The following is an 18,921-nucleotide window of genomic DNA, read 5'->3' on the forward strand; positions in this document are numbered from 1 at the left end:
GACCGCTGTTTTCTTGATTTTAACTTACACTTTTAAAGAAAGTACCTTATCTGCATCAGGGGTGACATATACTGTCTGCTGATGATCATAAATGACGAAGCCTGGTTTCGCACCGCTTGGCTTTTTGACATGGCGCACTAGGGTATAGTCAACCGGGACGGAACTGGATTCTTTCGCTTTGCTGAAATAAGCTGCAAGTACAGCTGCTTCAAGAATTGCTTCTTCAGACGGCTCTTTGCTTCTTATCACCACATGAGATCCCGGGATATCCTTCGTATGAAGCCATAGTTCATCCCGCGCAGCAACTTTATTTGTAAGATAATCATTCTGCTTATTATTTTTGCCAACCAGGATTTCCGTTCCATCCGTGGAGCAGTATTTTTCTAAAGTTGGCTTTAGGTTTTTTTTCTTAACGCCTTTTTTTTGTTTGATCCTCAAATATCCTTCTTCAGACAACTCTTCCCTGATCTCTTCAATATCTTTAGTGGAAGCGGACTCTATTTGTTGAATCAGCCCTTCAAAGTATTCTATCTCCAGATGAGCTTTTTCAATTTGCTCCTGAACGGCGATGACAGCTTTCTTTGCCTTCTGATATTTAGAAAAGTACAGCTGTGCATTTTCTGAAGGAGTTTTCAGCGGATCGAGTGGAATAGTCGCCATTGCGCCATTTTCGTCGTAATAGTTTACTACTTCGATTTCTGCCATTCCTTTTTGCAGGGCAAACATATTTGCGGTGAGAAGTTCTCCAAATAACTGATAATGATCCGCATTTTCCGCCTCTTTTAATGTCTGTTTCAGTTTTTCTATTTTCAGGACATTTTTATCCCGTTCATTTTTCATCAAACGTTCAAGGTCATGCCCTTGCTGCTTCACTCTGTCCCTTTCTGCTTTTCCGAAATAAAAGCGGTCCAGCAGTTCGCTTAAAGAATCAAATTCCTTAGAGTCACCACCCAGCCGTTCGATCGGCAGCATATAAAAAGCCTCTTTTTGATCATATATCGTAAGAGTTGGCCGGTAGGAGTGGGAACGGATTCGATCCATTAAACTTGTAAATGCGGCCGGCACCGTCTGTCGATTTGCCAGCCCTGCACGATGGATTATTTCTTTTGCAAGCAGGGGAGATACTCCTGAGAAACTTTCGACAATCTGTTTATCAAGTTTACCGCTATTGAAATCAATTTTCTTTAAGACATCTTCCTGTGAAGCTTCCAGCGGATTTGACTTATGCTGTTCAGGGGGCAGTATGTATTCCTGTCCAGGCAATATAGCTCTGTGGCTGTTTACCGCATAGGATACGTGTTTGATGCTGTCCAGAATCATATTTCTTTCTTTATCGACTACAATGATATTGCTATGGCGGCCCATGATTTCGATGATGAGCTGCTTATTGGAGATATCCCCGATTTCATTTCTGCCTTTGATATCAAAAACGATGATCCTGTCGAGTTCAATCTGTTTTACATCTTCTAAGATATATCCTTCAAGATGCTTTCTGAGAAGCATGCAGAACATGGGCGGTTCGCTTGGATTATCGTAGGAATGGCTGCTCAGCTGAACGCGTGCATAGGAGGGATGAGCGGATAAAAGTACTTTATGATTCTTTCCGTTTGCGCGGATGATCATGATGATTTCATTTTTATATGGCTGGTGGATTTTGTTGATCCTCCCGCCTTTGATTGTAGAGATGAGCTCATGGACCATGGCTCTAGTAAATAATCCGTCAAATGACATAAAAAACATCCTCTGCTTCTATATGAATTTAAACTCCAAGATCAATAGGAAGCCTTCCAGCTTCAGAGTCTCTATTATCGTTCATTTAAATTATTATATCATCTTTCCGGCCAAGCCTGAATATGCTTGCTATATGGGAAGGACAACTTCTGGTTTGAAAGAGGAGAGTGAATAGGGTTAATGAAGTACCATGAGATGCAGAAAATGGACTTGGAAGGGGCTCTGAATACTGATTTTAAACAAGGATTGAAGGAAGAAGATATTAAGAAACGGCGCAGCCATTTTGGCTGGAATGAGCTTGAAGAAGGGGAGAAGCAGTCGGCCATCCAGCTTTTTTTCAGTCAATTCAAGGATTTTATGGTGCTTGTCTTATTGGCTGCCACTTTGATATCAGGCCTGCTCGGTGAATATATCGATGCAATTGCCATTATTGCTATTGTATTCATCAATGGGTTTCTTGGCTTTTTTCAAGAAAGAAAAGCAGAAAAATCCCTTAATGCATTACGTGAGCTGTCTGCCCCGCAAGTGAATGTTTTAAGGGATGGACAATGGCTCAAGATTCCGTCCAAGGAAGTAATGGTCGGGGATATCATGAAGTTTGTAAGCGGAGATAGAATCGGTGCGGATGTTAGATTGATAGAATCAAATAATTTAGAAATTGAAGAATCTGCATTGACGGGTGAATCCTTGCCGGTTTCTAAGACAACTGATGTGGTTACAGGAGAAAATATCGGACTTGGTGATATGGAAAATATGGCTTTTATGGGAACGATGGTCACCAGGGGGAATGGTATCGGGGCAGTGGTTTCCATTGGAATGAAAACGGCGATGGGCCAGATTGCACATATGCTTCAAAATGCAGAAACCATGGATACGCCTCTTCAAAGGAGATTGGAGCAGCTTGGCAAGATATTGATCACAGCTGCCTTGTTTTTAACATGTTTGGTCGTAGGGATCGGTGTGATTCAAGGACATGATCTGTATACAATGTTCCTTGCAGGGGTTTCATTGGCAGTTGCTGCCATTCCGGAAGGCCTTCCCGCCATTGTTACAGTAGCACTTTCTCTTGGCGTTCAAAGGATGATCAGGATGAATGCCATTGTCAGGAAACTTCCTGCAGTTGAAACACTAGGATGTGCATCTGTCATCTGTTCTGATAAGACCGGCACAATGACTCAAAACAAAATGACCGTCACCCATATATGGAGCAGCGGGATGACTTGGCAAGTAGACGGGACAGGTTATAACCCACAAGGGGAATTTTATCAAAATGAAAAAAAGGTTTCTCCAGGCCATTCCAAAGAACTTCAGCAAATCCTCACATTCGGCTGTTTATGCAATCATTCAGCATTAAAGGAACATGAAGATTCATTCATACTGGATGGCGATCCAACCGAAGGAGCTTTATTGGTTGCAGCGATGAAGGCTGGCATCCATCGTGGAACTCTCTTGAATCAATTTACGATCGAAAAAGAATTTCCTTTTGACTCTTCCAGAAAAATGATGAGCATGGTCGTCAAAGATCAACAGGGCAAGCGGTATGTCATTACCAAAGGTGCACCGGATGTGCTTGTAAAACTTAGCCAATCGGTGCTTTGGTCCGGCAAACTTCAATATTTAGGAAATGAACATATCAAAATTGTGAACGATGCCATCGAAGGTCTTGCCAAACAGGCATTGCGTACTATCGCCATTGCTTTTAAGCCGATAGGTGAAAACACAGTCATCATGCATGAATCCGAAGCTGAAAAAGAATTGACATTCCTAGGTCTGCAAGGCATGATTGATCCTCCTCGTCCGGAAGTGAAAAAAGCAGTAAAGGAATGCAGGGAAGCGGGAATCAAGACTGTTATGATAACAGGGGATCATGCTGTGACAGCGGAAGCCATCGCAAAGCAGCTTGGAATCTTGAAAGGCAATGCCAAGGTAATGGAAGGCAGCTGCCTTAATGATATGAGTGTAGAGGAATTAGAGAATATTGTAGAGGATGTAGCGGTATTTGCCCGTGTGTCGCCAGAGCATAAATTAAAGATCGTCAAGGCTTTTCAAAATAAAGGCCACGTGGTCGCCATGACAGGGGATGGAGTGAATGATGCCCCGGCGATCAAGACCGCGGATATCGGGGTCTCAATGGGAATAACCGGTACGGATGTAGCAAAAGAGGCATCTGCCCTTATATTATTGGATGATAATTTTGCTACCATAAAGGCAGCAATAAAAGAAGGAAGAAACATCTATGAAAACATTCGTAAATTTATCAGATACCTTCTTGCCTCAAACGTGGGCGAAATCCTGGTCATGCTATTTGCCATGATATTGGCACTGCCTCTTCCGCTTGTTCCAATTCAAATTCTTTGGGTGAATCTTGTGACGGATGGACTGCCGGCAATGGCGCTTGGCCTCGATAAGCCGGAAGATGATGTTATGAGAAGGAAGCCGAGGCATCATAAAGAAGGAGTCTTCGCGAGAGGATTGGGTTGGAAGGTCGTATCCAGGGGATTTTTAATTGGTGCTGCGACATTGATTTCCTTTATGACAATTTATCATCGTGATCCGAATCAATTGGTATATGCACAGACCATTGCATTTGCCACTCTTGTTCTTGCACAATTGATCCATGTCTTTGACTGCCGAAGCGAGAAATCCATCTTCGCCCGGAATCCATTTGGCAATATGTACTTAGTATGGGCGGTTATTTCATCGGTTGTCTTGATGCTGGCAGTTATCTATGTACCGGGCCTTCAATCGATATTCCATACTGTTTACATTCAGCCGCGCGATTGGATGCTGGTGATAGGTATGGCCTCGATCCCAACGTTTTTGCTGGCAGGGTCATATTATTTACAAAAAAGAGCATGAAATATGATATAATACAAAAGGGAATAGAGGCTGCTCTATTGCCTTTTCTTTTTTTATTTTTGAAAGAAAGTAGTGATCATTATGGCTATGAGCATGACAGGTTTTGGAAGAGGGCAGGCGGAATCGCCTCAATTCAAGGCTGCAGTCGAAATGAAATCTGTAAATCATCGCTTTTGTGAAATGGTCATCCGCATGCCAAGGGCTTTGATGAAATTGGAAGACAAAATAAAAAAAGAACTCTCTCCTTTTATAAGCAGGGGGAGACTCGAAATCTTTATTACAATAGAAGGCGAAGGGTTAATACAAAGGAAGATGAGTGTTGACTGGAGCCTGTTAGAGGATTATTATCAACTAGTGAATAAAATGAAAGATTCATTTCATCTACATAACCCAATCGATCTCAAAGACTTGCTGAACCAGCCAGGTTTTATATCAATCGAGGAATCAGAACAAGAAAATACTGAGGTTGAAAATCTTATCATTTCTGCCGTAAAGGATGCATTGAATCATTTACTGGAAATGAGGAAATCTGAAGGTGACATGCTGAAAAAAGACTTGAAACACCTTCTGGAATCCTTTCAGACAGAATGGGAATCAGTTAAAAAAATAGCCCCGTCTGTCGTGGAACAGTATAAGTCCAGACTTCATAAAAAAATGGTGGAATTGACAGATTGTGAAATGGATGAATGGAGAATTGTTCAAGAAGCAGCCATTTTTGCTGATAAATCGGATATATCTGAAGAGTTAACCAGGATTTCAAGTCATCTTGCCCAATTTGCTGCCGCGCTGGATGCAGACGGCGCTATCGGAAGAAAGTTGGATTTTATCATCCAGGAATTGAACCGGGAAGTAAATACGATTGGATCTAAAGCAAATCATGCAGGGATTTCTATGCTTGTAGTAGAAATGAAGACTTTATTGGAAAAAATGCGCGAACAAGTTCAGAATATTGAATAGCAACTGATTAAATTGATTTTGAAAAGGCCAAACTAGATTATTGATGATCGGGGGAGCAACATGTCCATAAAATTAATTAATATCGGATTCGGGAACATTGTTTCAGCAAATCGAATTGTTTCGATTGTCAGTCCGGAATCGGCTCCAATCAAGCGGCTGATCCAGGATGCAAGGGACAGGGGTACGCTGATTGATGCCACATATGGCAGACGAACAAGAGCAGTTATCATTACGGATAGTGACCATGTCATTCTTTCAGCTGTTCAGCCTGAAACGGTCGCGCATAGGCTTGCAGACAAAGATGATATGAATGAAGAAGGGTAGGCTTAATTAAATGATTGAAAAAGGATTGCTGATTGTTCTTTCAGGCCCGTCCGGTGTTGGAAAAGGTACGGTCAGAAAAGAAATATTCTCACAGGAAAATACAAGATTTGAATACTCCATTTCTATGACGACCCGCGCACCTCGTGAAGGCGAAGTTGACGGAGTGGATTATTTCTTCAAGTCCCGCGAAGAATTTGAAGGACTCATAAAACAAGGGAAACTGCTTGAGTATGCAGAATATGTAGGAAACTACTATGGCACACCCGTTGATTATGTGAGGGAAACGCTGGAAAAAGGCAGAGATGTATTCTTAGAGATTGAAGTGCAGGGCGCTAAGCAGGTACGAGATAAATTCCCTGATGGGCTTTTCATATTCCTTGCTCCTCCAAGTTTAAGCGAACTTCAAAATCGAATTGTAACTCGTGGAACTGAAAGCGAAGAGCTTATTAGAAACCGTATGAATGCTGCGAAAGCAGAAATAGAAATGATGGACTTATATGATTATGTAGTTGAAAATAATAAAGTAGAAGTTGCTTGCGAAAAAATCAACTCAATCGTCCAGGCTGAACATTGCCGTCGGGAAAGAGTGGAAAAAAGATATAAAAAAATGCTGGAGGTTGAATAGAATGCTATATCCATCAATCGATTCTCTTTTAACAAAAATTGACTCTAAATACTCTTTAGTGACCATCGCTGCCAAAAGAGCAAGGAATCTTCAAGACAAAAGCCCGATCACACTGGATAAAACGGTTTCCCACAAGTATGTCGGCAAGGCACTTGAAGAAATCCACGCTGATCATTTGACGATGAAAAAAGGAACTGAAAATTTTACTGATTGAAAACAACCTCAATGAGGTTGTTTTTCTTTTCTTACATACTTTTTCTTGGGTTTAATGAAAAAAGGGATAAGATTCTGTCCGGCTCCAGCGCCCAGCCCCTCAAGTCATAAGCCGTACCTCTACGGAAATCAGGATTCCCTTCGAGTTCCGTCTTATGCTGGTCGGGGCTGATCTAGGCGCTTGCGCTTTTCTATTTGTCCAGCTCCAGCGCCTAGCCCCTCGAGTCATAAGCCGTACCTCTACGGAAATCAGGATTTCCTTCGAGTTCCGTCTTATGCTGGTCGGGGCTGATCGAGGCGCTTCCGCTTTTCTAGCAAAAATCGACGAAATCATTCATAATAAAGGGAAAGAATTCTTGAGTAGTCTGGGGGAAGGATTATGTTAGCAGGAAAAAAGATATTATTGTGTGTCACGGGTGGAATCGCAGTATACAAAGCAGCTGCCTTGACCAGTAAATTGACTCAGGCAGGAGCGGAAGTAAGAGTCATCATGAGTGAATCAGCTTGTGAATTTGTTGCTCCACTGACTTTCCAGGCGTTATCTCGCAACCCTGTTTATACAGATACATTTGATGAGAAAAATCCTGAAGTCATCGCACATATCGATTTAGCTGATTGGCCCGATCTCATTTTGGCTGCTCCAGCCACAGCAAATGTGATTGGAAAGATGGCGAATGGTATTGCGGACAATATGATAACGACTACACTTTTAGCGGCAAAGGCACCTGTTTGGATTGCCCCAGCCATGAATGTAAATATGTACAGCCATCCTGCCGTGCAAAGGAATATTTCCATCCTTGACAGTTTCGGATATAAGTTCATCGAACCGAGCGAAGGATATTTGGCATGCGGTTACGTTGGGAAGGGAAGACTTGAGGAACCTGAACGAATCGTAGAATTAGTGGACGATTTTTTATCGATGAAGCCAGGGGAAAAAGGAATACTTAAAGGGGTTAAGATGATCGTAACTGCTGGTGCCACAAAAGAAAAACTGGACCCAATCCGCTATTTTACAAACCGCTCAAGCGGAAAGATGGGATTTGCTGTTGCTGAACAGGCTGCAAAAGAAGGTGCTGATGTTCTTTTGGTGACAAATTCTCAACTTGAAGTCCCGCAAGGTGTACGGACCATCCACGCTGAAAATGCAGAGGAAATGTTCCAGGCAGTGATGGCCAACGCTCATGAGGCTGATGTAATCATCAAAAGTGCCGCTGTAGCAGATTATCGTCCAAAGAAAATTTACGATCAAAAAATGAAAAAACAAGAAGGGGACTTGATCGTAGAGTTCGAACGGACAAAAGATATCCTCATGGAACTCGGCAGGACAAAAGAGCATCAATTTCTTGTTGGATTCGCAGCTGAAACTGAAAATATCGATCACTATGCACAAAAGAAACTCCAAAAAAAGAATGCGGATATGATCGTTGCCAATGATGTTTCTCATGAAGGCGCCGGTTTTCAGGGGGACACAAATATTGTCACCATATATAAAAAAGATGGATCTAAGACAGAGCTTCCATTGATGTCCAAGCAGGATGTTGCACGCCGCCTGATAAAAGAAATTGCCCAAGCGATGAAAGAGGTTCGATAACTGTGCAAATTGCAAATGTCATCGTAGATGTTCCTGCCATGCAGACCGATCGTACATTTGATTATCTTATTCCTGAAAAATGGGAAGGGAGCATCATGCCTGGGATGAGAGTGATCGTTCCTTTTGGCCCTAGAAAAATTCAAGGATATGTCACGGGGATTAAATCATCATCGGACTTTTCGAAACTTAAGCAGATTGAAGAACCATTGGATCTATATCCTGTATTGAATGAAGAACTACTAGAGCTCGGCCGCTGGCTGACAGAAAAAACTCTAAGCTTTAAAGTTTCTGTTTATCAGGCGATGCTCCCTGCAGCGATGAAAGCAAAATATGAAAAAATCATATCCATCATTCACCCTGAAAAGATATCTAATGAATTAATTCAACTTTTTGATGGAAAGCAAGAAATCAGTTGGAAAGATATTGAAGATCAAAAGCTTTTGAAACTCATACAGCAAGAAGCAAAACATCAAAATGTGGAAATCATCTATGAAGTAAAAAGTAAAGCCAGAAAGAAAACAATCAGGGAAGTATCGTGCAGGGTCGACGGCAAGGAACTGAATGAATATATGGTTTCTCTGCCTTCTAACGCTGTAAAACAATACGAACTGCTTAAATTGTTCACGGATGATCCGAGTGCATTTATACCCATCCATGAAATTTATGAGAAGTCCGGAGCATCAGCATCGACAGTCAGGACACTCATTGAAAAAGGAATTCTAATTGAAAGGCAAAGGGAAGTTTATAGAGATCCTTTTGAAAACAGAGAGTTTAAAAAAACGACTCCTTTTTCCCTTACATACGAGCAATCAGAAGCAATTAAGCCCATCATTGCGTCCATAGAAGATAATATTCATAAAACCTTCCTGCTTTATGGGGTGACAGGCAGTGGGAAAACAGAGGTTTACCTCCAATCGATCCAAAGAGTCTTAGATAAAGGAAAGGAAGCCATTGTACTGGTCCCCGAAATATCATTGACGCCCCAGATGGTCAATCGTTTTAAAGGGAGATTCGGACATAAAGTCGCTGTCCTTCACAGCGGACTTTCAATAGGGGAAAAATATGATGAGTGGCGGAAAATCCTCAGGAAGGAAGTAAGTGTAGTGGTAGGGGCAAGGTCTGCTATCTTTGCTCCATTCGAGAACCTCGGAATCGTGATCATTGATGAGGAGCATGAAACCAGCTATAAGCAGGAAGAAAATCCCCGTTACCATGCAAGGGATGTCGCTATTCACAGGGGGCAGCACCATAATTGCCCAATCATATTGGGAAGCGCCACACCCTCCTTGGAAACCTTTGCCCGCGCTCAAAAGAATGTCTATCAAAAATTGACACTTTCAAAAAGAATGAATCAAGGCGAGCTGCCTCACGTCAAAATTGTTGATATGAGAGAAGAGCTTAGAAGCGGGAACCGCTCAATGTTCTCGACGGAGCTATTTGAAAAATTGGAAGATCGTCTCAATAAAAAAGAACAATCTGTGCTTTTCCTTAATAAAAGGGGGCATTCCTCTTTCATTATGTGCAGGGACTGCGGTCTGGTAGTTCAATGTCCACACTGTGATATTTCGATGACCTATCACCGATATTCTGAACAGATGAAATGCCATTATTGCGGCTATGAAGAAAGAGTGCCTTCCATTTGCCCGGAATGCAGCAGCGAGCACATCCGCTATTTCGGGACAGGGACGCAGAAAGTAGAAGAAGAACTGGCGAAACTCCTGCCGGAAGCCCGTGTCATCCGGATGGATGTCGACACTACAAGCAGAAAAGGTTCGCATGAAAAGCTCCTGCGACAGTTTGAGGAAGGAAAGGCGGACATACTCCTGGGGACGCAAATGATTGCCAAGGGGCTTGATTTTCCCAATATCACCCTTGTTGGCGTCCTAAGTGCAGACACGATGCTGCATCTGCCTGATTTCAGATCTTCAGAAAAGACCTTTCAGCTATTGACCCAAGTAAGCGGAAGGGCAGGAAGGCATGAACTGGAGGGAGAAGTCATCGTACAGACCTACACTCCTGAACATTACAGCATCCAGCTTGCGGGAGAACAGGATTATGATAAATTTTATAACCAGGAAATGATGATGAGGAAAACTGGGGGATATCCTCCTTTTTACTTCCTTGCCATAGTGAACATCAGCCATGGTGATTTGATGAAAACGGTGCAGACAGCCGAAAAAATCACTGGCTATATCCGCTCAAGGCTTTCCGATCAATCTGTCATTCTTGGTCCATCCTCATCTCCGATTGCCAGGATCAATAATAGATATCGCTATCAATGTTTGATAAAATACAAACGGGAACCAGGGTTGACCGAAACCTTGAAAAGCGTGATTGAACACTATCAATCACAAAGCTCAGACGGGCTGATCATATCAGCCGACATGAATCCATATATGCTAATGTAAATAAAGGAATTATAGAAATGAGGGAACATCAGTGGCGCTGCTACCAATAGTGAAATACCCAGCTGAAATATTAGAAATAAAATGTGAAAAAGTAACAAAATTCGATGCAAATCTGCATCAATTGCTCAGGGATATGTACGAAACGATGATTGCCGCAGACGGAGTGGGTCTGGCTGCTCCACAAATAGGAGTCAATAAACAAATCGCAATCGTTGATGTGGATGATGAAACAGGTGTCATCGAAATGATCAATCCAGAAATCCTTGCCACAAGCGGCGACCAGCTGGGCGTAGAAGGATGTTTAAGCTTCCCGGACATATACGGAGAAGTCAATCGTCCTTATTATGTAAAAGTAAAAGCCCAAGATCGATTTGGCAGAGAATACATTTTCGAAGCAGAAGATTTTCTTGCCAGAGCAGTCCAGCATGAAATCGACCATCTGAACGGAGTACTGTTTACTTCAAAAATCACTAGATACATCAATGAGTCGGATTTGGAAAGGTATGAAGAAGAATGACAAAAATAGTTTTTATGGGCACCCCGGACTTCTCTGTCCCTGTGCTTCAGCAGATTTTAGAAGATGGCTATGAAGTCTTAGCCGTTGTGACTCAGCCGGACCGTCCGGTTGGAAGGAAAAAAGTCATGACGCCTCCACCGGTAAAAGTAGAGGCTTTAAAACATGGACTGCCAGTCATACAGCCGGAAAAGTTAAAGAACCCAACGGAAATGGAGAAAATCATAGAACTGAATCCGGATTTGATCGTAACTGCGGCTTTCGGCCAGATTCTTCCTAATGAAATACTTGAAACACCAAAATACGGCTGCATCAATGTACATGCATCGCTGCTGCCGGAACTAAGAGGCGGCGCCCCGATTCATTATTCCATACTCCAAGGGAAGGAGAAAACGGGGATCACGATCATGTATATGGCAGAGAAACTCGACGCAGGCGACATCCTGACACAAGTGGAAGTGGCAATCGAGGAAGATGACAACGTTGGCACTCTGCATGATAAATTGAGTGAAGCAGGTGCGAAACTTTTGTCCGAGACGCTTCCAAGCTTGATTAACGGTGAACTCACTCCTCAGGAGCAGGACCATACAAAAGCTACTTTTGCCCCTAATATTAAAAGGGAGCAGGAGAAAATCGACTGGACCAAAGCCGGGGAAGAGATCTATAACCATATCAGGGGATTAAATCCTTGGCCGGTAGCCTATACAATGCTTGATGGTGAAGTTGTCAAGGTTTGGAATTCTAAAAAGAAAACAGTCAAATCGGATGCGTCCCCCGGTGAAATTATTGCAATTGAGGATGACGGGATCGTGGTTCAAACGGGAAGCTCCACGGCCATTAAAGTGACAGAGCTTCAGCCTTCTGGGAAGAAAAAAATGACGGCAGAATCGTATTTAAGAGGAGCTGGAGCAGACAGCGCCCCTGGAATGAAATTTGGTGAATGAGTAAATGAGCAGACAAAAAAAGAATGTCAGAGCAGCAGCATTGGAGATTTTAGAAGCGGTCGAAAAAAATCAATCCTACAGTAATCTTCTGCTTAACCACAGCATTGAAAAAAATGCTCTAAAGGGACCGGATATCGGCTTATTGACTGAATTGGTCTATGGTACCATTCAAAGAAAAATGACACTCGATTATTATTTGGATCCTTTCCTGAAAAAGAAAAACAAGTTGGATAGCTGGGTATTGAATTTATTGAGACTTTCGCTTTACCAAATCGTCTATCTGGATAAAATCCCTGAACGTGCGGCCATCTATGAGGCGGTTGAACTGGCTAAAACAATTGGGCATAAAGGGATTTCAGGAATGGTAAACGGCGTTTTGAGATCAGTCCAAAGAGAAGGCCTCCCTTCTCTGGATGCCATTAAAGATCCAATACAGCGGATCTCAATTGAAACAAGCCACCCTCTTTGGCTCGTCAAACGGTGGGTTGATATGTTCGGAGAAGAAAAAACAAGGCGGATGTGCGAAGCCAACTTGATCGCACCCGTCCAATCCATTCGTGTCAACGAAACGAAGACGACAAGAGATGACTTGCTCAATCGATTGAAGGAAGAAGGATTTGAGGTGGAAAAAAGCCCGCTTCTCCCCGAATCCATCCGAAGCTTAAAGGGGAATGTTGCGCATTCAAATGCTTTTAAGGAAGGACTTTGCACGATCCAGGATGAGAGCTCTATGATTGTTGCTTATGCCTTGAACTTGGAACATGGGATGAGGGTTCTCGATTCTTGTGCAGCACCAGGGGGTAAAACCACCCATATTGCCGAAAAACTTGATCAGTCCGGTAAGGTTGTATCGCTGGATCTTCACGAACATAAAGTGAAGCTGATCCTGCAGAATGCTGAAAGACTGGGTCTTTCCAATATTGAAGGCATTGCTTCAGACAGCAGGAAGGCAGGAGAAAAGTTTAAGGAAGAGAGCTTTGATCGAATCCTGGTCGATGCACCATGCTCTGGTCTTGGGGTATTAAGGCGAAAACCGGATATTAAATATGCGAAAAAAGAGAAGGATATCGAATCCCTTCAATCCATTCAGCATGATATCCTTAACTCCGTCGCCCCTCTGCTAAAACCCGGTGGTGTACTGGTGTATTCAACTTGTACGGTGGATCAATGGGAAAATGAAAATGCCGTAAAACGCTTCCTTTCAGAAAACAAAGATTTTGAAACAATGGAATTATCCAGTCTTCCAGAACCATTGAAGCCATTCGCAGATGGTTCACAAATGCAGATATTCCCTCAAGATTTTGACGGTGATGGCTTTTTCATTGCTTCTCTCAGAAAAAAATCTTGATTACTGTTTTAATGTTCAAAAAATGGGAAACTCTTGATAGAAATCAGAGTTTCTCCTTTTAGACATCAGAAATTGTTTTAAAAAAGAAGGAAAAAGACTTAGTTGAGTAGTAAAGTACAAACGTGGCCAATTAATAATATTGGCCATGAAATACTGTTCCTGAACGAATAGAGGTTTCCTGCACCTAGAGAACAAGACTTTAACGACTAGCGAATGTTAAAGAATCATGCTCACTGTATTTTCCGGTGAGCATACTTGATAAGCAGCATGTGGTCAACTTCGTGCCTAGGAGCGATCAGAAGAGACGAGGTGACGGTAATGAAAGCTGTTTTTATGACGGATACCGGCAAGGTCCGCTCTCATAATGAAGACAATGGCGGCATTTTCTATAATCAGTCAAATGATATGCTTGCTGTGGTTGCAGATGGTATGGGAGGGCATAATGCTGGAGAAGTAGCAAGTGAAATGACGAAAAGCATTATTAGTGAATCTTGGGGAAGATCCCATACGATGGAGACGCCGCGTGATGCGGAAACATGGTTTGCTGAAAGTGTAAAATCTATTAATCATCAGCTATTTAACTATGCTAAAAGCCACCCAGAGTGTGAAGGGATGGGAACTACACTTGTTGCAGCCATTTGCAATGACCGATTTGCGACCATTGCCAATATAGGCGACAGCCGCTGCTATATTCTGAATGATCTTGGATTGAAGCAATTGACGGATGATCATTCTTTGGTCTATGAATTAGTCCGGCTCGGACAAATTTCAAAGGAAGACGCAGAACATCACCCAAGGAAAAATTGGGTGCTGAGGGCTGTAGGCACGGAAGAAAAAGTAGAAGCAGATTTTAAGACTATAACATTTGAAGAAGGGGACATGCTTCTTCTTTGTTCAGATGGTCTTTCAGATAAACTATCTGAAAAGAATATGGAAGAGATACTTCAACAACCGCTGGCTTTAGAGGAAAGGGCCAAAAAAATGATTGATATCGCAAATGAAAATGGAGGAGAAGACAATATAACTCTTATCATAGTTGAATATCAAGCCGGCAGTGAAAGCAGGTGAGCATATGCTTATAGGAAAAAGAATCAGCGGCCGATATAAGATATTGGAAATGATAGGCGGCGGAGGAATGGCCAATGTTTACCTTGCAAGGGACATCATCCTTGACCGCGATGTTGCAGTAAAAATCCTGCGTCTTGATTTTGCGAATGAAGAGGAGTTTATCAGACGTTTTCAAAGAGAGGCACAGGCTGCTACAAGCATTGTCCATCCAAATATCGTCAGTATTTATGACGTTGGGGAAGAAGATGATATTTATTATATCGTCATGGAATACGTCGAAGGAATGACGCTGAAGCAATACATAGCACAAAACTATCCCATTTCTATAGAAAAATGTATGGATATAATGAAGCAGCTGACTTCCGCAATCACTCATGCCCATCAGAATCATATTGTCCATAGAGATATTAAACCCCAGAACATCCTGGTTGATTACCATGGGAATATCAAGATAACGGATTTTGGCATTGCAATGGCACTCAGTGCGACCTCGATCACTCAGACCAATTCCGTACTCGGCTCTGTTCATTATTTATCCCCAGAGCAGGCGAGGGGCGGAATGGCTACAAAAAAATCGGATATATATTCACTTGGGATCGTGATGTTTGAATTATTTACTGGAAGGCTGCCGTTTTCAGGGGAATCAGCGGTTTCAATTGCCTTAAAGCACTTGCAGTCTGAGACCCCCTCGCCTAAAAGGTGGAATGATCAGATTCCTCAAAGCGTAGAAAATATCATCATGAAAGCAACGGCAAAGGATCCTTTTAACAGATATGACAGTGCAGAGGAAATGGAAGAAGATCTGGATACCGCTTTGAATCCTGAGCGCTTGAATGAACCAAAGTTTTTCATTCCTGAGGATGACGAAGCGACAAAGGCGATTCCAGTCATTACAAATGATCATGCCTTCAGCAAACTTGATCGCACCATCATTCACAAAACTCCAGACCCTGATAATGATGAAGGGAAAAAGACTTCTGAGGAACCGAAAAAGAAGAAATCCAAGAAAAAGTGGCCGTGGATCATCGCTGTCATGCTCATCGTGATTCTGGCAGGTGCTTTGGCTGCAACAGTTCTCCCTGGGGTTCTAGGACCGAAAAAAGTAGAAGTACCGGATGTGCAGGGCAAAACACTCGAACAGGCAATATCAAAATTGTATGAAGCAGGATTTGATCCTGGTGAAACAATCGATACGCCAAGTGAAGAGGTTCCTGAAGGAAAAGTGATTAAAACCAATCCAGAGTCTGGAGATCTAGTGGTTGAAGGACGAAAAGTCGATATTTATATCTCCACTGGAAAAGAAAAAGTAACCATGGATGACTACATTGGGGAACAATTGGATCAAGTAAAGCCGATTTTGGAATCGAAGGGTTTTAAAGTTATTACAAATGAGGAATTCAGTGAAGAGGATCCAGGAACCATCATCACCCAGGACCCGAATGAAGGAGCAGAAGTAATCCCTGAGGAAACAGAAATCACCTTTACTGTGAGCAAGGGACCGGAGCAAGTTGAAATAAAGGATTTTTCCTCCTACTCCGAGAAGGCTGTAAGCGACTATGCTTCAAGTGTTGGATTGTCGGCTACCATCAAAGAAGACTACTCTGACACTGTTCCCAAGGATAAACTTATCTCTCAAGACCCAGAACCGAACACTATGGTCGCAAAAGGCTCAAGCTTCACGGTCGTATTTTCAAAAGGCAAGAAGGAACTGCCTCCAAAGCCAACTGAAAAAGAAGTCACGATAAAATATGAACCTCAGCAAGAGGGCGTCCCACAATCTGTGCAAGTATATATTGAAGATATGAATAATAAAATAACGGATGTCTACGATACCTTTGAATTAACCGCAGATAGGGTTTATACATTGAAGTTCGTTATCCAGGACGGTCAAAAAGGGAAATATCAGATAGTCAGAGACGGTCATGTTTACTTAGAAGGTGAAGTACCTTATCCAGAAGAATAAGCTTCCTTAAGGAGTTTTGTTATGCCAGTAGGAAAAATCATAAAAGCATTAAGCGGCTTTTATTATGTATTAAATGAAGAACAAGAAAATCATGTTGTCCAATGCAGGGGACGCGGTGTTTTCCGCAAAAATAAAATCACCCCTTTGGTCGGCGACCGCGTTTCCTTTCAAGCGGAGAACGATGCAGAAGGCTATATTCTAGAGGTTTTTGAAAGAAAGAACGAATTGGTCAGACCCCCGATCGCCAATGTCGACCAGGCTATCCTGGTGTTTTCCGCTATTGAACCAGACTTCAATCCCGGCCTTTTGGACAGATTCCTGGTTTTAGTGGAAGCAAATGATATCGAACCTTTGATATGTATAACAAAAATGGATCTATTAATTGAAACGCAGACACAAAAAATCCAGGAATATGCAAAGGACTATCAAAAAATAGGCTACGATGTGCTTTTGACTTCTTCCGAAACAGAAGCGGGCCTTGAGCAGCTGCGGCCATTTCTGGAAAAGAAGACATCCGTATTTGCAGGTCAATCTGGCGTTGGCAAATCGTCGCTGCTGAATGCTCTCAATCCAGAACTACAGTTGAAAACAAGCAATATCTCAACTCATTTAGGACGGGGAAAACATACGACCAGACATGTTGAACTGATCGAGATCGGATCTGGCCTCGTTGCAGATACGCCTGGATTTAGTTCATTGGAATTCATGGATATTGAAGTCGAAGGATTGAAGGAATGTTTTCCTGAGATGCAGCGAATCAGCCAAGAATGTAAATTTCGTGCCTGCCTTCATATGAATGAACCGAAATGTGCAGTCAAGAATGCGGTTGAAAATGGAGATATTCCTTCTTACCGCTACGAGAATTACAAACAATTCCACGAAGAAATCAAAGACAGAAAGCCGAGGTATTGATATGAAGATAGCACCTTCAATTCTTTCAGCAGACTTTGCCAGACTTGGCGATGAAATCAAAGATGTGGAAGCTGGAGGAGCAGATTACATTCATGTAGATGTCATGGATGGCCATTTTGTTCCGAATATCACGATTGGCCCTTTAATCGTTGAGGCGATCCGCCCCATAACAAAGCTTCCAATCGACGTTCATTTAATGATTGAAGATCCGGATAAGTACATTGAAGCCTTTGCCAAAGCCGGGGCTGATTATATTTCTGTTCACGCTGAAGCATGCAAGCACTTGCATCGCACTATACATCACATTAAGTCATTGGGTGTCAAGGCGGGAGTCGTATTGAATCCAGCCACTCCTGTCGAATCTATTCAACATATCTTGGAAGATATCGATTTAGTGCTGTTAATGACCGTGAATCCCGGATTTGGAGGACAAAAGTTCATTCATAATGTCGTGCCAAAAATTAAACAAGTGAGTGACATGATCAACGAAAGAGGATTAAAAGTGGAAGTGGAAGTGGATGGAGGGATATCCGCTGAAACAGCCAAGATTTGTGCAGACGCAGGTGCGAATGTATTTGTGGCTGGTTCCGCGATTTATAATCAAGAAGACCGTAGATCTGCCATTGAAAAAATTAGAGAATCTATGATTTAACAATGGATATTGGCCCGCTTATTGAGCTGGGCCAATTTTTATATAAAGGGGTAGATGCTCATGAATAACTGGATTTTTGTATTAGCAGGCGGACCAAAAGGGTTGATTCCTGATTTGAATTCTATAAAAGGTGGGGTATGGGTCGGTGTTGACCACGGGGTCTATCGACTGCTAGAATCAGGCATCACACCTGCAGCTGCATTCGGGGATTTTGACTCCGTTTCAGAGGAGGAATGGCAGCTTATCACTTCAAGCGAATTGAATGAAATGCATACATTTAAACCTGAAAAAGATGAATCCGATATGGAGCTTGCTCTAGGCTGGGCAATCGGACAAGAGCCTTCAAAATTGTCCATCTATGGAGCCACAGGGGGAAGGATCGATCATTTTATGGCAAATGCCATGATTTTAGCAAGTGAAACCTTTCTCCATTACACAGGAACGATAGAAATAGTAGATCGCCAGAATATTATCACAGTGCATCCTCCGGGAACCTATTCAATTGAAAAGCTTCAAGATAAAAAGTACATTTCCTACATCCCGCTTTCCGCGGAAGTGAAGGATTTGACATTACAAGGATTCAAATACCCTCTTGAGAATAAGAAGATCTGCATGGGCTCATCATTATGCATTAGTAATGAGCTAGAAGAAAATACTGGTACTTTTTCTTTTTCTGAAGGCATATTAATGATGGTAAGAAGTCAGGACTGACTTGCCTCCGGTTTCAGTGTAGAAGAAAGAGAAAAGAGCCGGATTTACTGTATGCAATCATTTTAATCTAGTGCAGATTTTCTTAGATCAATAGGGAGGGA

General features: G+C 42.4%; 16 protein-coding genes. 15 read left to right on the top strand and 1 reads right to left on the bottom strand.

Features of this window, described 5'->3' with window-relative positions:
* Positions 1-24 precede the first annotated feature (24 nt).
* Entirely contained in the window at positions 25-1,731 is a 1,707-nt protein-coding gene (locus ABTV07_RS07745; RefSeq protein ID WP_433749588.1) for an Rqc2 family fibronectin-binding protein, read from the bottom strand.
* Positions 1,732-1,911: 180 nt separating this feature from the next.
* On the opposite strand from ABTV07_RS07745, the gene ABTV07_RS07750 reads away from it, so the two are divergent.
* The 15 genes from ABTV07_RS07750 to ABTV07_RS07820 all read left to right on the top strand — a co-directional run bounded on the left by ABTV07_RS07750 (position 1,912) and on the right by ABTV07_RS07820 (position 18,820).
* Positions 1,912-4,590 carry a cation-translocating P-type ATPase gene (locus ABTV07_RS07750; protein WP_433749591.1) on the top strand — a complete coding sequence of 893 codons (2,679 nt, stop codon included), beginning with the start codon at positions 1,912-1,914 and terminating at the stop codon, positions 4,588-4,590.
* Positions 4,591-4,671: 81 nt separating this feature from the next.
* Positions 4,672-5,547: a YicC/YloC family endoribonuclease gene (locus ABTV07_RS07755; protein WP_433749594.1), complete on the top strand. Its 876-nt coding sequence runs from the start codon at positions 4,672-4,674 to the stop codon at positions 5,545-5,547.
* A 60-nt stretch (positions 5,548-5,607) separates the two neighbouring features.
* A complete protein-coding gene (gene remA, locus ABTV07_RS07760; protein WP_114743732.1) occupies positions 5,608-5,871 on the top strand; it encodes an extracellular matrix/biofilm regulator RemA in 264 nt (87 codons plus the stop codon).
* A gap of 10 nt (positions 5,872-5,881) precedes the next feature.
* A complete protein-coding gene (gene gmk / locus ABTV07_RS07765; protein ID WP_433749598.1) occupies positions 5,882-6,496 on the top strand; it encodes a guanylate kinase in 615 nt (204 codons plus the stop codon).
* Between the two features lies 1 nt (position 6,497).
* Complete coding sequence (gene rpoZ, locus ABTV07_RS07770) at positions 6,498-6,710, top strand: DNA-directed RNA polymerase subunit omega (RefSeq protein ID WP_114743730.1); 213 nt, start codon at positions 6,498-6,500, stop codon at positions 6,708-6,710.
* 378 nt (positions 6,711-7,088) lie between these two features.
* Complete coding sequence (gene coaBC, locus ABTV07_RS07775) at positions 7,089-8,300, top strand: bifunctional phosphopantothenoylcysteine decarboxylase/phosphopantothenate--cysteine ligase CoaBC (RefSeq protein WP_433749601.1); 1,212 nt, start codon at positions 7,089-7,091, stop codon at positions 8,298-8,300.
* 2 nt (positions 8,301-8,302) lie between these two features.
* Positions 8,303-10,708 carry a primosomal protein N' gene (gene priA / locus ABTV07_RS07780; protein WP_433749604.1) on the top strand — a complete coding sequence of 802 codons (2,406 nt, stop codon included), beginning with the start codon at positions 8,303-8,305 and terminating at the stop codon, positions 10,706-10,708.
* A 31-nt stretch (positions 10,709-10,739) separates the two neighbouring features.
* A complete protein-coding gene (gene def, locus ABTV07_RS07785) occupies positions 10,740-11,225 on the top strand; it encodes a peptide deformylase (RefSeq protein ID WP_433749607.1) in 486 nt (161 codons plus the stop codon).
* On the top strand, positions 11,222-12,166 hold the full coding sequence (fmt, locus tag ABTV07_RS07790; RefSeq protein ID WP_433749610.1) for a methionyl-tRNA formyltransferase: 945 nt from the start codon (positions 11,222-11,224) through the stop codon (positions 12,164-12,166). The genes def and fmt overlap by 4 nt, the downstream gene beginning before the upstream one ends.
* 4 nt (positions 12,167-12,170) lie before the next feature.
* A complete protein-coding gene (gene rsmB / locus ABTV07_RS07795) occupies positions 12,171-13,514 on the top strand; it encodes a 16S rRNA (cytosine(967)-C(5))-methyltransferase RsmB (RefSeq protein WP_433749612.1) in 1,344 nt (447 codons plus the stop codon).
* Between the two features lie 318 nt (positions 13,515-13,832).
* The gene (locus ABTV07_RS07800; RefSeq protein ID WP_433749615.1) at positions 13,833-14,582 is read left to right on the top strand and encodes a Stp1/IreP family PP2C-type Ser/Thr phosphatase; all 750 of its coding nucleotides are present in this window, start codon (positions 13,833-13,835) and stop codon (positions 14,580-14,582) included.
* 4 nt (positions 14,583-14,586) lie between these two features.
* Positions 14,587-16,545 (top strand): Stk1 family PASTA domain-containing Ser/Thr kinase, encoded by a 1,959-nt coding sequence (gene pknB / locus ABTV07_RS07805; RefSeq protein ID WP_433749618.1) that lies wholly within the window; start codon positions 14,587-14,589, stop codon positions 16,543-16,545.
* A 21-nt stretch (positions 16,546-16,566) separates the two neighbouring features.
* A complete protein-coding gene (gene rsgA / locus ABTV07_RS07810) occupies positions 16,567-17,457 on the top strand; it encodes a ribosome small subunit-dependent GTPase A (protein ID WP_433749620.1) in 891 nt (296 codons plus the stop codon).
* A 1-nt stretch (position 17,458) separates the two neighbouring features.
* A complete protein-coding gene (rpe, locus tag ABTV07_RS07815) occupies positions 17,459-18,109 on the top strand; it encodes a ribulose-phosphate 3-epimerase (protein ID WP_433749623.1) in 651 nt (216 codons plus the stop codon).
* A gap of 60 nt (positions 18,110-18,169) precedes the next feature.
* Positions 18,170-18,820, top strand: a complete 651-nt coding sequence (locus ABTV07_RS07820) for a thiamine diphosphokinase (RefSeq protein WP_433749625.1) — start codon at positions 18,170-18,172, stop codon at positions 18,818-18,820.
* Positions 18,821-18,921: the final 101 nt, after the last annotated feature.

It is taken from the genome of Falsibacillus pallidus (assembly GCF_050990905.1).
Lineage (GTDB): Bacteria > Bacillota > Bacilli > Bacillales > DSM-25281 > Falsibacillus > Falsibacillus pallidus_A.

Bases quoted from the DNA above. Each gene is read 5' to 3' on its own strand.
- ABTV07_RS07745 (WP_433749588.1), bottom strand. From the start codon at position 1,731: ATGTCATTTGACGGATTATTTACTAGAGCCATGGTCCATGAGCTCATC.
- ABTV07_RS07750 (WP_433749591.1), top strand. From the start codon at position 1,912: ATGAAGTACCATGAGATGCAGAAAATGGACTTGGAAGGGGCTCTGAAT.
- ABTV07_RS07755 (WP_433749594.1), top strand. From the start codon at position 4,672: ATGGCTATGAGCATGACAGGTTTTGGAAGAGGGCAGGCGGAATCGCCT.
- remA (WP_114743732.1), top strand. From the start codon at position 5,608: ATGTCCATAAAATTAATTAATATCGGATTCGGGAACATTGTTTCAGCA.
- gmk (WP_433749598.1), top strand. From the start codon at position 5,882: ATGATTGAAAAAGGATTGCTGATTGTTCTTTCAGGCCCGTCCGGTGTT.
- rpoZ (WP_114743730.1), top strand. From the start codon at position 6,498: ATGCTATATCCATCAATCGATTCTCTTTTAACAAAAATTGACTCTAAA.
- coaBC (WP_433749601.1), top strand. From the start codon at position 7,089: ATGTTAGCAGGAAAAAAGATATTATTGTGTGTCACGGGTGGAATCGCA.
- fmt (WP_433749610.1), top strand. From the start codon at position 11,222: ATGACAAAAATAGTTTTTATGGGCACCCCGGACTTCTCTGTCCCTGTG.
- rsmB (WP_433749612.1), top strand. From the start codon at position 12,171: ATGAGCAGACAAAAAAAGAATGTCAGAGCAGCAGCATTGGAGATTTTA.
- ABTV07_RS07800 (WP_433749615.1), top strand. From the start codon at position 13,833: ATGAAAGCTGTTTTTATGACGGATACCGGCAAGGTCCGCTCTCATAAT.
- pknB (WP_433749618.1), top strand. From the start codon at position 14,587: ATGCTTATAGGAAAAAGAATCAGCGGCCGATATAAGATATTGGAAATG.
- rsgA (WP_433749620.1), top strand. From the start codon at position 16,567: ATGCCAGTAGGAAAAATCATAAAAGCATTAAGCGGCTTTTATTATGTA.
- rpe (WP_433749623.1), top strand. From the start codon at position 17,459: ATGAAGATAGCACCTTCAATTCTTTCAGCAGACTTTGCCAGACTTGGC.
- ABTV07_RS07820 (WP_433749625.1), top strand. From the start codon at position 18,170: ATGAATAACTGGATTTTTGTATTAGCAGGCGGACCAAAAGGGTTGATT.